General features: G+C 72.1%; 12 protein-coding genes. 5 read left to right on the plus strand and 7 right to left on the minus strand.

The window, feature by feature from the left end; all coding sequences use genetic code 11:
- Positions 1-2: 2 nt before the first annotated feature.
- Together ACIOHP_RS27910 and ACIOHP_RS27915 are read right to left on the minus strand one after the other, a co-directional pair.
- A complete protein-coding gene (locus ACIOHP_RS27910) occupies positions 3-596 on the minus strand; it encodes a (2Fe-2S)-binding protein (RefSeq protein ID WP_361482053.1) in 594 nt (197 codons plus the stop codon).
- Positions 596-1,486: an FAD binding domain-containing protein gene (locus tag ACIOHP_RS27915; RefSeq protein ID WP_327720163.1), complete on the minus strand. Its 891-nt coding sequence runs from the start codon at positions 1,484-1,486 to the stop codon at positions 596-598. The genes ACIOHP_RS27910 and ACIOHP_RS27915 overlap by 1 nt, the downstream gene beginning before the upstream one ends.
- 367 nt (positions 1,487-1,853) lie before the next feature.
- Between ACIOHP_RS27915 and ACIOHP_RS27920 the strand changes: the two genes are divergently transcribed.
- Positions 1,854-3,527 (plus strand): PucR family transcriptional regulator, encoded by a 1,674-nt coding sequence (locus tag ACIOHP_RS27920; protein ID WP_401891771.1) that lies wholly within the window; start codon positions 1,854-1,856, stop codon positions 3,525-3,527.
- A 127-nt stretch (positions 3,528-3,654) separates the two neighbouring features.
- Positions 3,655-4,428, plus strand: coding sequence for a hypothetical protein (locus ACIOHP_RS27925; RefSeq protein ID WP_361541662.1), 774 nt, complete (start codon positions 3,655-3,657; stop codon positions 4,426-4,428).
- Positions 4,429-4,585: 157 nt separating this feature from the next.
- Here ACIOHP_RS27925 and ACIOHP_RS27930 read toward each other — a convergent pair whose 3' ends face one another.
- A complete protein-coding gene (locus tag ACIOHP_RS27930) occupies positions 4,586-5,506 on the minus strand; it encodes an FCD domain-containing protein (RefSeq protein WP_401891773.1) in 921 nt (306 codons plus the stop codon).
- A gap of 132 nt (positions 5,507-5,638) precedes the next feature.
- Here ACIOHP_RS27930 and ACIOHP_RS27935 point away from each other — a divergent pair, with 132 nt between their 5' ends.
- Positions 5,639-6,484, plus strand: a complete 846-nt coding sequence (locus ACIOHP_RS27935) for a (2Fe-2S)-binding protein (RefSeq protein ID WP_401891775.1) — start codon at positions 5,639-5,641, stop codon at positions 6,482-6,484.
- 305 nt (positions 6,485-6,789) lie between these two features.
- Positions 6,790-7,833 carry a DUF2637 domain-containing protein gene (locus ACIOHP_RS27940; RefSeq protein ID WP_361482069.1) on the plus strand — a complete coding sequence of 348 codons (1,044 nt, stop codon included), beginning with the start codon at positions 6,790-6,792 and terminating at the stop codon, positions 7,831-7,833.
- A gap of 74 nt (positions 7,834-7,907) precedes the next feature.
- Here ACIOHP_RS27940 and ACIOHP_RS27945 read toward each other — a convergent pair whose 3' ends face one another.
- Positions 7,908-8,360, minus strand: a complete 453-nt coding sequence (locus ACIOHP_RS27945; protein WP_361541671.1) for an ATP-binding protein — start codon at positions 8,358-8,360, stop codon at positions 7,908-7,910.
- Between the two features lie 825 nt (positions 8,361-9,185).
- On the minus strand, positions 9,186-9,800 hold the full coding sequence (locus ACIOHP_RS27950) for a hypothetical protein (protein ID WP_361482075.1): 615 nt from the start codon (positions 9,798-9,800) through the stop codon (positions 9,186-9,188).
- A 226-nt stretch (positions 9,801-10,026) separates the two neighbouring features.
- Between ACIOHP_RS27950 and ACIOHP_RS27955 the strand changes: the two genes are divergently transcribed.
- Positions 10,027-11,373: a helix-turn-helix domain-containing protein gene (locus ACIOHP_RS27955; protein WP_401891777.1), complete on the plus strand. Its 1,347-nt coding sequence runs from the start codon at positions 10,027-10,029 to the stop codon at positions 11,371-11,373.
- On the opposite strand, the gene ACIOHP_RS27960 is transcribed toward ACIOHP_RS27955, so the two are convergent.
- Together ACIOHP_RS27960 and ACIOHP_RS27965 are read right to left on the minus strand one after the other, a co-directional pair.
- Positions 11,370-13,112, minus strand: coding sequence for a pyruvate dehydrogenase (locus ACIOHP_RS27960; RefSeq protein ID WP_401891778.1), 1,743 nt, complete (start codon positions 13,110-13,112; stop codon positions 11,370-11,372). The two genes, ACIOHP_RS27955 and ACIOHP_RS27960, sit on opposite strands and share 4 nt — an antisense overlap.
- A gap of 27 nt (positions 13,113-13,139) precedes the next feature.
- A complete protein-coding gene (locus ACIOHP_RS27965) occupies positions 13,140-14,615 on the minus strand; it encodes a protein phosphatase 2C domain-containing protein (RefSeq protein WP_361541681.1) in 1,476 nt (491 codons plus the stop codon).
- Between the last annotated feature and the right edge of the window lie 92 nt (positions 14,616-14,707).

The following is a 14,707-nucleotide window of genomic DNA, read 5'->3' on the forward strand; positions in this document are numbered from 1 at the left end:
GGTCAGACCGCCTCTCCCTGCCGGGCGGCCGCGAGGCGGACCGCGTCCATGATCTTCTCGTAGCCGGTGCAGCGGCACAGGTTGCCCGACAGCGCCTCGCGGATGTCGGCGTCGGTCGGGTTGGGGTTGCGCTCGAGCATCTCGTCGGCGGCGACCAGCAGACCCGGGGTGCAGAAGCCGCACTGGACGGCGCCGGCGTCGATGAACGCCTGCTGGATCGGGGAGAGTTCGGTGCCCTCGCCGGTCTGCGAGTCCTGGCCCTTGGCGGCCCACTGCTGAGCCTCCTGAACGGACGTACCCGACGTACCGCAGGCACCGCTCGCGCAACCGCCGTGCTCGGCGCGCTGCTTGGCGAAGTCCGCCAGGCCCTCGACGGTGACGACCTCGCGGCCCTCGACCTGACCGGCGGCGACCAGACACGAGCACACCGGCACGCCGTCCAGACGGACCGTGCAGGAGCCGCACTCGCCCTGCTCGCAGGCGTTCTTGGAGCCGGGCAGGCCCAGGCGCTCGCGCAGGACGTAGAGCAGGCTCTCGCCCTCCCAGACGTCGTCGGCTTCCTGCGGACGGCCGTTGACCGTGAAATTGACGCGCATTACGCGACTCCCTCCGTGCGGGCGGCGGTGCCGCGGTACGACTCCCAGGCCCAGGTCAGCGTGCGGCGGGCCATGATGCCGACCGCGTGGCGGCGGTAGCTCGCCGTGCCCCGGACGTCGTCGATCGGGTTGCAGGCGCCGGAGCACAGGTCCGCGAACTGCTTGGCGACCGACGGGGTGATGATCTTTCCGTTGTCCCAGAAGCCGCCCTCCGCGAGTGCCGCGTTCAGGAACTCCTCGGCGGCCTTGGCCCGGACGGGGGTGGGCGCCGCCGAGCCGATGCCGGTGCGGACGGTTCGGGTCTCGGGGTGCAGCGCGAGGCCGAAGGCGCACACGGCGATGACCATGGCGTTGCGGGTGCCGACCTTCGAGTACTGCTGCGGGCCGTCGGCCTTCTTGATGTGGACCGCGCGGATCAGCTCGTCGGCGGCGAGCGCGTTGCGCTTCACGCCGGTGTAGAACGCGTCGATCGGGATCAGGCGCGAGCCGCGCACCGACTCGACCTCGACCTCGGCGCCGGCCGCGAGGAGGGCGGGGTGGGCGTCGCCGGCCGGGGAGGCGGTGCCGAGGTTGCCGCCGACGCCGCCGCGGTTGCGGATCTGCGGGGAGGCGACCGTGTGCGAGGCGAGCGCCAGGCCCGGGAGCTCTCCGCGCAGGTTCTCCATGATCGCGGTGTACGGGACGGAGGCACCCAGCCGGACACTCTCCTCGCCGACCTCCCACTCGGTGAGGTCGGTGATCCGGTTCAGGTCGAGCAGGTACTCGGGCCGCCGGTGGTCGAAGTTGATCTCGACCATCACATCGGTGCCGCCCGCAATGGGCACAGCGGTGGGGTGCTCAGCCTTGGCGGCGAGCGCCTCCTCCCAGCTGGCGGGGCGAAGGAAGTCCATGACCGGCTCTCTTCTGCGTCTCGTGGGTCGTACGGATCGAGCCAAACCGTGTGCGGCGGGACCGGCTCGTTCATGTGCTGTTTACGCGGAGTGGGCTCAGTACACAGCGGTGTGCTCCGACGGGGTCAGTCACGGAAACTCTGAAGGAGTTGGCTGGTCGGGGCAGGCATCTTGTAGATTCGTATGAACGGAGGGCCTCAGTAACCTCCATGTTTTCCTGTGGAAACGCGCGACACAGTGGGCGTGACCTGGGACACAGCCCGGAAGGCCGGGAGGCGTGCCCCTCGGCCCACCTGGCGGGCCTTCGTCACCACAAGACCCTCAAAGTTCATCGTAGATTTCGAGACAAAGATCGGCGGCGACGAGAATGCGGCTGCGCGCACTGCTGGACACCGACGCGCTGGGCCTGCGGCTGCTCGGCGGCGAGGACGAGCTGGATCGCACCGTGCGGGGTGTGATGACCACCGACCTCCGTGACCCGAGCCGCTATCTCTCGGGCGGGGAGCTGGTCCTGACGGGCCTGGCCTGGCGCCGGGACGCCGAGGACTCCGAGGCGTTCGTACGGATCCTGGTGCAGGCCGGGGTGGCCGCGCTGGCCGCCGGTGAGGCCGAGCTGGGCGCTGTGCCGGACGACCTCGTGCTGGCCTGTGCCCGCAACCGGCTCCCGCTGTTCGCGGTGCACGAGTCGGTGGCGTTCGCGACGATCACCGAGCATGTCGTACGGCAGGTGTCGGGCGAGCGCGCCGGGGATCTCGCGGCGGTCGTGGACCGGCACCGCCGGATGATGACCTCGGGTCCGGCGGGCGGCGGCCCGGACGTGGTCCTGGACCTGCTGGGCTCGGACCTGGACCTGCGGGCGTGGGTGCTCTCGCCGACCGGGCGGCTGATCGCGGGCTCGAAGACCACGGGCCCGGCGCTGCCCGCCGACATCTGCGCGAAGCTCGCCGCGGAGCACCTGGCGGCCGCCCGCACCGGCCGCCGCGGACCGCACCGGCTGCCGCTCGGCTCGACGACGTACTCGCTCTTCCCGGTCCGCAGCAGCGGCCGTTCCCCGCAGGCCTCGCGGGATGTGCGCGAGACGGTCCTGTCGGACTGGCTGCTGGCCGTCGAGGCGGACGCCGGGGACTGGCCCGAGGAGCGCCTGGACCTGCTCCAGGGCGTCACCCAGCTGATCTCGGTCGAACGGGACCGCAGGGACGCGGCGCGTACGGTCCGCCGCCGGCTGGCCCAGGAGGTCCTGGAGCTGGTCCAGACGGGTGCCGCGCCCGCCGAGATCGCCGCGCGCCTCAGGGTCGCCGCGCCGGTGCTGCTGCCCGGGCTCGGGGCGGCCCCGCACTGGCAGGTCGTCGTGGCCCGCGTCGAGTGGGACGGCGGCGACATCGAGAGCGGCGCGGTCGCCCAGTCGCTGCTCGAGGAGATCCTGGTCGACCCGCTGTCCGCCGGGCCCGAGCACTCCGACCGCATCGCCGTGGCCCACACGGGTGACGAGGCCATCGCGCTCGTCCCGCTGCCGGCCGTGTCGACCGAGCACGACGGCTCGGAGGCGGGGATCCTCGCCGACGTGCTCCTGGAGTCCGTACGGGACCCCCTCGCCGCCGGTCTGGACGACGACGGCCGGGTCACCCTGGGCGTCAGCGCGGCCGTGCACTCGGCGGAGGGGCTGCGGGGCGCGCTGGAGGAGGCGCGGCACGCCCGGCGGGTGGCGGCGGCGCGGCCGGGCCGGGTGTGCGCGGCGGGCCACCAGGAACTGGCCTCGCACGTCCTGCTGCTCCCCTTCGTGCCGGACGACGTCCGCAGAGCCTTCACCGCGCGGCTGCTGGACCCGCTGCGCGACTACGACCGCCGCCACCGCGCGGAACTGATCCCGACCCTCGAGGCCTTCCTCGACTGCGACGGTTCGTGGACGCGTTGCGCGACCCGTCTCCACCTGCACGTCAACACGCTGCGCTACCGGGTGGGGCGAATCGAGCAGTTGACGAGTCGTGACCTGTCGAGGCTGGAGGACAAGCTGGATTTCTTCCTGGCACTGCGGATGAGCTGAAACCTGGCGGGGCCAGGGAACCCACGACTTTGTGAAATCCTTCACCCACCCTCTTGGCCGGGCCACGGAATTCGTGCTGAGATGCGGCCACCACTCAACAGCTCAATGGTGTGCCGGGGAGGGCGAGGTGGCGTATACCGCCATGTCTGGTAACGGAACGACCCCTGACGATCCACTCCAGACCGCGGTATGGCGGCTGCGCTCACGCGCCTGCTGGGTCGACGCGGCCGCGCTGATCCAGCCGGTGGAGGCGGGGTTCGCGCTGCAACGGGCGTCCTTGCTGGTCGAGCGATGTCTCTACACCGAACAGGGGTGGCAGGAGGCCGAGGACGCGCTGCGGATCGCGGAGGCGCTGGCGCACACCGACGAGGAGCGGGGAGCGGCCGCTTGTGAACGCGGGCATCTTGCGTATGCGGCCACGCTGCACGGGGTGCGGGACCGGGCCGACGAGGCGCGGGCGGCGCTGGGGCGGGCGGCGGCGCTGATCCCTCCGGGGGCGGTGGGGCGGGCGTTGCTGGACTTCCGGCGGGGGTTGGTGGCGGAGAACCTGGCGCGGTCGCCGCAGTCGGCGCGGGCCGCGTATCGGCGGGCGCATGCGGGTGCGGTGGCCCATGCCGATCCGCTGCTGCTTTCCTTCACGTGGCGCCATCTCGCCGGACTCGCCCTGCGGGACGGCGAGTTGGCCGAGGCGCGGCACGGCTTCGCCGAATCCCTGCGGATCCGTGAGGAGTTGGGGTACCTCGTCGGTACGGCCCCGGCGCTGGCGTCCCTGGCGGACGCGGAAGTCGAGCCGGAGGCCTCGCGGTTGCGGGAGGAGGCTCGACGGCTGTTCCGCCTGCTGGGCGGTGTACCGACGTGGCTGTCCCAGCAGTTGGCACCCCCACCGGCGGCCACGGCCTGAGGCGTTTCTCGCCCCCGCTCCTCAAACGCCGGACGGGCTGAGAAACCCAGCCCGTCCGGCGTTTGAGGACGAGGCCCGTTCAGGGCCGACAGCGGGGGTCTGGGGGCGCAGCCCCCAGGGATGGGACGGGTAAGGGCGGCGGGGGCGAGGAACCGCCTCAGCTCGCGCCCGTGAAGTGTTCGCGCACCAGCACCCGCACCACGTCCACGTCCCCGGCGATCAACGCGTCCAGCAGCGCGGTGTGTTCCGCCGCGTCCGCCACGAGATCCGCGCGGCCGCGGGAGGCGGGGGCGCCGACGAGCGGCCACTGGGCGCGACGGTGGAGGTCGTCGGCGATCTGGACGAGCTGGTCGTTGCCGGCGAGGGCGAGGACCGCGCGATGGAAGGCGCGGTCGGACTCGGCGTACGCCGCCCGGCTGCCGGTCGACGCGGCCCGCACCGTCGCCTCGGCGAGCGGCCGCAACTCGGCCCACCGCTCGACCGCCACGGTCCGCGCCAGCCGCAGCATCACCGGCACCTCGATCAGCGCACGCACCTCGGCCAGTTCACCGAGCTCCCGCGCCCCCCGCTCCACGACCCGGAACCCGCGGTTGGGCACGACCTCGACGGCACCCTCCAGCGCGAGCTGCTGCATGGCCTCACGGACCGGCGTCGCGGACACGCCGAAGCGGTCACCGAGGACGGGCGCCGAGTAGACCTCACCCGGCCTCAGCTCACCGGAGACCAGCGCGGTCCGCAGGGCGTCGAGGATCTGCCCGCGCACGGAGGCCCGCTGCACGACGTGACGGACGGGCGGCTCGGCGGGGGGCCGGTCGGCACGGACCTGAGGGGCGACGGCGTCGTCGGTGCGCGTGCGCTCGGTACGGGGCTCGGGCACGCAGCCTTCGGGGCGCGGTCGCGCCACAGCGACCGGAGGTACGGCCGGCTCGGGTCGGGGCCGCTCGCCGTGCGTGTGCTCACCCCGCGCCGCCGTGAGCTGCTGCGGTACCCGCACCGCCGGTGGAACTCCCGTCCCGGTGGGGCCCTGCGCGCTCGGCTTCACGGGTCCTCCTCCGGATGTGTCGGTACTTGGGGTCATTACGGCGGGTTGTTACTCGTCCGTCAAGCACCTTAGGCGCAGAAGCCCCTGGTTCAAATCCCGACGATCTTGGGTAAGGTTAGGCTTACCTTCAAAACAGTCGTACAACTGTCTTGGATCGGTGGACCCCGCATGACCGTGCGCACCTCGGCCCTCACTGACGCCTACAACCGTCTGACCGAGGCTTTCCCGGGATTCACCGTCGCGGAGCTGGACCGTGCGGACCAGGCCCCTCGGGGCGGCGGCTGGGTCACGGCCGCCTCGCTCGCGGAGGGCGGGGCCGGCCTCGACGCCTTTCTGGCATGGGACGACGCACAGGTGCTGCGGGACCACGGGCGCAGCGGCCGCCCGGACGTCATAGCGAGCTTCGGGCTGCACCGGTACGCCTGGCCCGCCTGTCTGCTGATCACCGCACCGTGGTTCTTGCAGCGCCGGGTGCCGCGCTTCCCCGTGACGCATGTCTCGTACGACCGGACCGAGGGGCCGATGGCCTTCGCCGTGCGGACCGGCGCCTTCGCCTGCCTGCCCGGCGATCCCGCCGCCGCACTGCCGGGTGCCCGCGTCGTCCCCGACGAGGAGGCGCTGCGGGCCGAGGTGCGGGACGCGATAGCCGAGCACCTGGAACCCGTGCTCGGCGGGTTCGGGCCGCGGATGCGGCGGCGCGGGCGGGCGCTGTGGGGCATGGTGACCGACGAGATCGTCGAGGGGCTCTGGTACGTCGCCCAGCTGCTCGGCGAGAGCGAGCAGGCGCGGGCCCGGCGGGAGCTGGAGCTGCTGCTGCCGGGCTCGACGAAGCCGTACGTCGGCGCGGCGGCCTTCCGGCAGCTGACGGGACCGCGCGGCGAGGCGCTGCCCACCCGGGACCGGGCCAGCTGCTGCATGTACTACACACTGGATCCCGAGGACACCTGCGCCACCTGCCCGCGCACCTGCGACGCCGACCGTGTCGTCAAACTCCTCGCCGAAGCCGCCAGTTGAGGGACCCTCAGGCGCAAGGGGGAGCGGACGTCCCGTAAGATCATCCGCGAACAGGGCTGCCCCTCGGTTACAGGCGATTCACAATTTCCTCACTTGGCGCAGGAACTTTCCGTGGAACCACCCGTACGGGTAGTCTTATTCGAACTCAACTCCCGCCCCTCACGCGGCAGTTCGAGCAGAACGCCGCCCTGGGCATTCCCTTGCACCTCCTTGGCGGCCTCTTGCCCCGAAACCCCCTGAGGGCCAGTGGGATTGGGCCACTATGGCGGGCGTTACACGCCCTATCCCAATGCAAGGGACCCCAGATGAGACTGACCGACATATCGCTGAACTGGTTGCTTCCGGGCGCCGTACTGCTCCTGGGCATGCTGGCAGCGGTAGCGGTGCTGGCGCGCGGCAAACGGTCCGCCGGGGAGCACGCGAAGATCGAGGATTCCTGGGAGCGCAGCGAGGAGCGCCGCAGGCGCAAGGAAGCCATATACGGAACGGCCTCCTATGTACTCCTCTTCTGCTGCGCCGCCGTCGCGGCCGCGCTCTCCTTCAAGGGCCTGGTCGGCTTCGGTGAGCAGAACCTGGGCCTGGACAACGGCTGGCAGTACCTGGTGCCGTTCGGCCTGGACGGCGCGGCGATGTTCTGCTCCGTTCTCGCGGTGCGCGAGGCCAGCCACGGTGACGCGGCCCTCGGCTCCCGGATACTCGTGTGGACGTTCGCGGGTGCCGCGGCCTGGTTCAACTGGGTGCACGCGCCCCGGGGCCTCAGCCACGCGGGTGCCCCGCACTTCTTCGCCGGCATGTCCCTCTCGGCGGCCGTCCTCTTCGACCGGGCGCTGAAGCAGACCCGCCGGGCCGCGCTGCGCGAGCAGGGTCTGGTACCGCGTCCGCTGCCGCAGATCCGCATCGTCCGCTGGCTGCGGGCGCCTCGCGAGACCTACAGGGCCTGGTCGCTGATGCTGCTGGAGAACGTGCGCAGCCTGGACGAGGCGGTCGACGAGGTCCGCGAGGACAAGCGCCAGAAGGAGACCGCCCGACTGCGCCGCCGCGACAAGGAGCGCATGGAGCGCGCCCAGCTCAAGGCCATCAGCCGCGGTCACCGCGGATTCATCGGCCGCGGTGGCGGCCGGCCGGGCGAGGCCCAGGCTCTGGAGCGGGGCTCCGACGTGGTCTCCGCGGAGCCTGCCATATCGTCGCCGGAGCAACTGCCCGTACGCTCACGGCCGTCCCTGCAGCCCGTCCGCAAGGGTACTGACCCCATCACCGTCGACCTCACCGCCGAGGACGACACCATGGCCCTGCCCCGCCTCGACTCCCTGGAGCGCAAGCTCAAGGACCTCGAGCAGCAGTTCGGCTAGGCCTTCGGGCATCACGGGAGGGGGGTACGGCTTCACGGCCGTACCCCCCTCCCGTTCGTCATGGGACACCGGCGTCATGCGGTCCCGGCGTCCAGTTCGAACCACACCGCCTTGCCCACCCCGTGTGCCCGCACGCCCCACGCGTCCGCGAGGGACTGGACGAGGACCAGGCCCCGGCCGTGCGTACCGTCGTCGGCGTTCGGTACGCGCAGGCTGGGCCGGCGGGCCACGAAGTCCCGTACCTCGACCCTGAGTCCACCGGGTGCGACGGTGGCCGTGAGGACCGCGTCGTGATCGGTGTGGATGAGCGCGTTGGTCACGAGCTCACTGGTGAGCAGTTCCGCTATCTCCGATCGCCCCGGCCTCCCCCATTGCCGTAACAACTCCCGGAGTGCTCTGCGGACTTCGGGCACCGCCCGCAGGTCCGCCTTCCCGAGTCTGCGCCTGAGCTGAGACGCCTGCGCCTGAACCCCGGCGCCCGCGGTCACGTCCTCCACTGTCTGTGCCGAGAAGGCCCCGATCGCCATGGGACCGCCTCCTCGCGCCTGCCTTTTCATGACCCCCGCCCGCGTGCCGATGTCGGTTCCCCTCCTGCTCGAACACGTTCACGGGATCCATGCCCCGTCGGGCACGCGCCAGTCATGTCGAATCATCAACGACCAGGTGTTCGGCCATGGTTGAGGCTTACCGGAGCAAGGGTGGACCGTCCGTGCCGGGCGCATCGGAGCCCGGCACGGGGGCGGCCGGCGCCCGGGACGGCTGGGGCCGGGGTGCGCTCTGGGGCAGCTCGTGCGGGACGGTCGGCGGGCGGGCGCGTGCCGCCGGTTTCGGCGGGTGGCATGTGCTGCTCGTACGGCGTCCCGACCGGCCGGCGCCGGAGCGCGGGGAAACCCCTGGTCGATCCGCGGATTCCGGTTGGTGCCCCGGACTGCCGCCACGGCACCCGCCGACCTGGCCTCTCCCCTGTACGGCGTCCCCGGCGTCGCCTTCGACGGCGTGCACCGGCGGAACCGTCCGGTGCCCGGGAGCGGAGGCTCGCCGGTGCATCTGCCCCGCGGTGAGCGGCCGACCCGGTACTCCGGGACGGCTTCGGGCCTACACCCCGGGGCGACACGCTGACCACCGGCATCGGCCGCACCGTCTACCCCGGTCTCCCGATCCGGCCGTACCCGGGGCAGAGATGGGACGGCTGGTCCTGGACGCCAGAACGGGGCGAGCTTCTGCCCGCCGTCGAATCTGGCCTGAATTCACCGCTTCCGTACCGGATTTCACGCAGCTGGAGCCGCCCTCCCGTACCCCCGTCGCAGGAGGGCGGCTCCGCTTCTTCGGTTGGTCTCACATGACGGGCGGGCTCAGTAGAGCTTGTTGACCGCCGTGGTGGTCGTCTTCTTGAACGCCTTCACGGGTGCGTTGTCGAAGTCGCCCATCTGCCCCCACTGCACGACGGTGACGGTCCGCCCGTCCCGGCCGACCGACAGCAGGTGGATGTCGGTGGCGCCCCAGGAGGCCTCGGTGTGCAGACCGTGGACGCGGGCGCCCTCCTCCACCGGCAGCGTGCCGTAGTTCTTGTACGTGGCCTCGATCTCCGGGTCGGCCTGCTCGATGCGCGTGGCGCAGTCGCGCATGTCCTTGTTCAGGCGGTCGGCGAGTGCCTTGGCCTTGGCGGTGGTGCCGACGACGATCGTGAGCTGCTGGGCGTTGGTCTCCAGTTCCGTGGTGAACGAGCGGTACCGGGAGTCGTAGCCGGGCATCGTCTCCCTCAGACAGCTCAGCAGTTCGTCCGGGACGCCGTCGGTGACCTTGCCCGCCTTCCAGGAGGACGAGGGGTGCGGCGGCAGTTCGGCCGCCGACAGGAATTTCGGCGTGGTCTGCGGTGCGGCGTCCGCCGGTGCGGCGAGCGTCGCGCCGAGGGCGAGGCCCGTGACGGCGACGGCGAACAGGGCGCCGGCTCGGGTGCGCTTGGGCATGGGTGGTCCCCCGTGTACGAGTGAGTGCTTGGATGTGGAATGCCGCCGACGGCGGATGGTCGGTCCGGCCCGGTCGGTGCGACACCAAGAGCATCAGCCGTCACAGTCGGCCTGCGCAACAGCCGGCGCCCGATCCACCACGGTGGAACCATCCCAGCCCGTCTGACGTGCAGGTATATGAGGTGCCTGGGATGGGCTCACCGGTCCGGGAGACACAGGGGGAACGTTGTCAGAGCGGGACGGCGTGGACGAGGTCGCGGAATTCGCGGCGCTGCTCACGCGGCTGAAGGAACGTACGGACCGCAGTTACGGCCAGCTGGCCCGGCGTCTGCACATGAACACCTCGACGCTGCACCGCTACTGCGCGGGTGACGCGGTCCCTCTCGACTTCGCGCCCGTGGAGCGCTTCGCCGCGTTGTGCGGGGCGACGCCGGAGGAGCGGCTGGAGCTGCACCGGCTGTGGTTACCGGCGGTGGCGGCACGGCAGCGGCCGCGGACACCGGTGGCGGAGCCCGGGCCCGCTCCTGAAGCCGAGCCCGAGGCCGGGCCCGAGTCGGTGCCGGAAAGGCAGCCGGAAGACGAGCCGGAGCCGGTGCCGGAGGGCGAGACGGTCACGAACCTGGGCGCCCCTCCCGCCCCACTCCCCTGGTACCGCCGTCGTCGGATCCTGGCGACCACGGCGGTCGCCGTCGCGTCCGCCGCCACCCTCGCCGGCCTGTCCGCCCTGTCGAACGAGCGTTCCTCGTCCGCCGACGCCGTACGCCCCTCCGACCCCGCCGTCACCACGTCGGCCGCTCCCAGGTCACCGGATCCCACCGCGTCGAAGAAGTCGGCGAGCCCCTCGCCGTCCCCGCACCGGACCTCCCCGTCCCCCTCCTCCGGCACCGGCGGGCAGACCCCCGCCCCGTCCGGCAAGGGCCCCGGCAGCCCCACCGGCGGTGCCGCCCCGGGCGCCGCCGTGCCCCTCACCTGGACCGTCAACTCCCATGTCTGGAACGCGGGCTGCGGTCATCACTACGTCATCGACAAGCCGACGGCCAAGGTCCCGCCGCCCCCGACCGCGCAGGACGCCCCCGTCTGGGCGTCGACCCTGGGCGCGCTGCACGGCGGCGAGACCATGGTGCAGATCTCCGTGCAGGGGCGCAGCTCCACGGCCGTGGTGCTCGAGGCGCTCCGGGTCCGGGTCGTCGGGCGCGCGGCCCCGGCCGAGGGCAACTCCTATGCCATGGACAACGGCTGCGGCGGCGCCCTCACCCCGCGTCAGTTCTCCGTCGACCTCGACGCGGACCGCCCGGTCGCCCACTCGGAGGCCGGTTCCGACGGCGAGAACGAGATCCCCGCGATCCGGATGCCCTACCGCGTCTCGGCCGAGGATCCGGAGATCCTGCTGGTGACCGCGCGGACGGTGACCTGCGACTGCAGCTGGTACCTGGAACTGGACTGGTCCTCCCAGGGCCGCACCGGCACCGTCCGGATCACCGACAACGGCAGCCCGTTCCGCACGACGGGCGACAAGAGGCTCCCGCAGTACTCGTACGACTGGTCCAACCGCAGGTGGGCGTCGGAGGGTTAGGGCCGCGGCACGTTGCGCAGGTTGGACCGCGCCATCTGCAGCATCCGCCCCACGCCGCCGTCGAGCACGATCTTCGAGGCGGACAGGGCGAACCCGGTCACCATCTCGGTGCTGATCTTCGGCGGGATGGACAGGGCGTTGGGGTCGGTGACGACGTCGACGAGGGCGGGTCCCTTGTGTCTGAAGGCGTCCTTGAGGGCGCCGGCCAGCTGTTTGGGCTTCTCCACCCGGACACCGTGGGCACCGCAGGCGCGGGCCACCGCGGCGAAGTCGGGGTTCTTGTTGGTGGTGCCGTAGGAGGGCAGGCCCGCGACCAGCATCTCCAACTCGACCATGCCCAGCGAGGAGTTGTTGAAGAGGACGACCTTCACGGGCAGGTCGTACTGCACCAGGGTCAGGAAGTCGCCCATCAGCATGCTGAATCCGCCGTCACCGGACATCGAGACGACCTGCCGCCTACGGTCGGTGAACTGGGCGCCGATCGCCATCGGCAGCGCGTTGGCCATCGAGCCGTGGGAGAAGGAGCCGATGACACGGCGGCGGCCGTTGGGTGAGATGTAGCGGGCGGCCCAGACGTTGCACATGCCGGTGTCGACGGTGAACACGGCGTCGTCGTCGGCGAGTTCGTCGAGCACGGAGGCGACGTACTCGGGGTGGATCGGGACGTGCTTGTCGACCTTGCGGGTGTACGCCTTGACGACGCCCTCCAGCGCGTCGGCATGCTTCTTGAGCATCTTGTCGAGGAACTTGCGGTTCTGCTTGGCCCGCACCCGTGGGGTGAGACAGCGCAGGGTCTCCTTCACATCGCCCCACACGGCCAGGTCCAGCTTGGAACGGCGGCCCAAGTGCTCGGGCCGGACGTCGACTTGGGCGATCTTCACGTCGTCGGGGAGGAACGCGTTGTACGGGAAGTCGGTGCCGAGCAGGATCAGCAGATCGCACTCGTGGGTGGCCTCGTAGGCGGCGCCGTAGCCGAGCAGTCCGCTCATCCCGACGTCGTACGGGTTGTCGTACTGGATGTGCTCCTTGCCCCGCAGCGCGTGCCCCACCGGGGACTTGATCTTCTCCGCGAATTCCATGACCTCGGCGTGCGCGCCCGCGGTGCCGCTGCCGCAGAACAGGGTGACCTTGTCGGCCGCGTCGATCATCTCGACGAGCCGGTCGATCTCGGTGTCGCCGGGGCGGACGGTGGGCCGGGAGGTGACGAGGGCGGTCTCCAGCGGCTTGTCCGGGGCGGGGTCGTCGGCGATGTCGCCGGGGAGCGAGACGACACTGACGCCGGAGCGGCCGACCGCGTGCTGGATCGCGGTCTGGAGCAGCCTCGGCATCTGCTTCGGGTGGGAGATGAGTTCGCTGTAGTGGCTGCACTCGCGGAACAGCTGGTCGGGGTGGGTCTCCTGGAAATAGCCGAGCCCGATCTCGCTGGAGGGGATGTGCGAGGCGAGGGCCAGGACCGGGGCCATGGAGCGGTGGGCGTCGTACAGGCCGTTGATGAGGTGCAGGTTGCCGGGACCGCAGGAGCCCGCGCAGGCGGTCAGCTTCCCGGTGATCTGCGCCTCGGCGCCCGCGGCGAACGCGGCGGTCTCCTCGTGCCGGACGTGCACCCAGTCGATGGCGGCGTTGCGGCGCACCGCGTCGACGACCGGGTTGAGACTGTCGCCGACCACGCCGTAGAGGCGCTGCACACCGGCGCGGACGAGGATGTCGACGAACTGTTCGGCGACGTTCTGCTTGGCCATGGGTCCATCAATCCACAACCCCCGCCGTCACGCCTCCCACACGGCGGCGGCCGTACGGTCGTCCGCGTAGCCCTTGACCCGCACCTGGGTGTCCGCGAGGAAGGCGGCCAGGCCCGGTGGGGTGGGGCCCGACCAGCGGCCCGTGAGGTACTCGCACAGCTCCGGTTCGCCGCGCAGGGGCTCCGCGAGGCCGCCGCTGCACATCAGGAGCGTGTCACCCGGGCGGGCTACCGAGGCGCGGAAGCGGAAGGGTTCGCGGGGCGGCTCGGGGGCGGCCTCGTACGGGCTCGGCGGGGTGGGGATGCCGAGGTCCATGGTGAGGCGGTCGCCCTCGGGGGTCTCGGCGGGCAGCGAGCCGAAACCGACCACCGGTTCGCCCGTGACGTCCAGGACGCGCGGCTCGATGTCCTGCCACTCGCCGTCCCGGAGGCGGAACAGTCCGCCCTCGCCGACGCCGAAGAAGACGCGGGTGCGGCAGCCCGTGTCGGCCGGCAGGAGAAGGCAGCGCAGGGTGGCGGAGTACTCCTCCGGGTCGATGCCCTGCTCGGTGGCGCTGGCGCGGAGTTTGCCGAGGCTGCGGTCGGTGAGACGGTGCAGCCCCGACTTCAGGTCGCCGCGGCGGCCGGCGCGGAGGTCCTCGGCGAGGCGTGCGTGGCTGCGGCCGACGGCCCTGCCGATCCAGTGGCAGGCCTCGGCGGCGGCCCGGTGGGCGCCGGGGGTCGCGCGGGCGCCGGTGGCCATCGCGACGAGGACCAGGGCGTGGTCTCCGGTGCCGAAGCGGGCGGTGAGGAGGGAGTCGCGGCGGGGTTCGCCCCGGAAGCGGGCGGAGTCGCCCCGCACGGAGGCGGCGCGCAGGGTGCAGGAGCCGTAGTGGGCGCCGTCGAGGACGGTGTCGGCGACCAGGTCGTCCAGGTCGTCGGGGTCCGCGGGCGGGAGGGCGGTGGGTTCGGCGTCGTAGGTGGGCGGGCCGGAGCCCACGAAGTCCTGGGGGCCGGGAGGGAGCGTGGGGAGGTCGACCCGGGTGGGGGTGTGGGTGGGGGGTGGTTCGGGGGGCGTTTCCGTGGGCGGGGGTGGCGCGTCGGCCGGTGTTTCCGCGGGCGGGTGGGTCTCGCCCGCGCGCGCCTGCGGGGCGCCGCCCGGCCTGGGGCCGGGAGCCGTCGCGGCGGCACGACGGTCCGCGGGCCCGGCGGATGCGGTGTCGGGCGGCTGTGCGGGCGGGCCGCTCGCGGGCCTCGGCGGATCGCCGCCCGTCGCGAAGCCCGGCGGGCCGGTGGGCGCCTGCGTCGGTTCCCAGGGAGCCCGGGACCTCGTCGGCGGGGTGTCCTCCTCGCCCGCCCTGGGCGCCGGAACCCCCGTGCCCGTGTTCACGGTCCCCGCCGCCGAGGCGAACCTGTCGTCCAGCGAGTCGGGCGCGGCGGCCGGGCCCGCGTCCTCGGTGTCGTCGTACAGCTGACCCCACCAGTCGTCCTCGTGACCGGTGGGCCTTCCCCCCTGCTGGCTCATGCCCCTAATTGTCCACCGCGCGGGCCGGATGAAAACGGGGCATCCGGAAAAATCGGCGGCACGCCGCACGGCGGGTGATCCACAGAACGACC

The sequence above is a fragment of the Streptomyces sp. NPDC087859 genome, assembly GCF_044742595.1.
GTDB lineage: Bacteria > Actinomycetota > Actinomycetes > Streptomycetales > Streptomycetaceae > Streptomyces > Streptomyces canus_F.

Excerpts from the sequence above, each read along its gene's own strand:
- ACIOHP_RS27945 (WP_361541671.1), bottom strand. The coding sequence starts at position 8,360 with ATGGCGATCGGGGCCTTCTCGGCACAGACAGTGGAGGACGTGACCGCG.
- ACIOHP_RS27920 (WP_401891771.1), top strand. The coding sequence starts at position 1,854 with ATGCGGCTGCGCGCACTGCTGGACACCGACGCGCTGGGCCTGCGGCTG.
- ACIOHP_RS27915 (WP_327720163.1), bottom strand. The coding sequence starts at position 1,486 with ATGGACTTCCTTCGCCCCGCCAGCTGGGAGGAGGCGCTCGCCGCCAAG.
- ACIOHP_RS27960 (WP_401891778.1), bottom strand. The coding sequence starts at position 13,112 with ATGGCCAAGCAGAACGTCGCCGAACAGTTCGTCGACATCCTCGTCCGC.
- ACIOHP_RS27935 (WP_401891775.1), top strand. The coding sequence starts at position 5,639 with ATGACCGTGCGCACCTCGGCCCTCACTGACGCCTACAACCGTCTGACC.
- ACIOHP_RS27930 (WP_401891773.1), bottom strand. The coding sequence starts at position 5,506 with ATGACCCCAAGTACCGACACATCCGGAGGAGGACCCGTGAAGCCGAGC.
- ACIOHP_RS27965 (WP_361541681.1), bottom strand. The coding sequence starts at position 14,615 with ATGAGCCAGCAGGGGGGAAGGCCCACCGGTCACGAGGACGACTGGTGG.
- ACIOHP_RS27910 (WP_361482053.1), bottom strand. The coding sequence starts at position 596 with ATGCGCGTCAATTTCACGGTCAACGGCCGTCCGCAGGAAGCCGACGAC.
- ACIOHP_RS27940 (WP_361482069.1), top strand. The coding sequence starts at position 6,790 with ATGAGACTGACCGACATATCGCTGAACTGGTTGCTTCCGGGCGCCGTA.
- ACIOHP_RS27950 (WP_361482075.1), bottom strand. The coding sequence starts at position 9,800 with ATGCCCAAGCGCACCCGAGCCGGCGCCCTGTTCGCCGTCGCCGTCACG.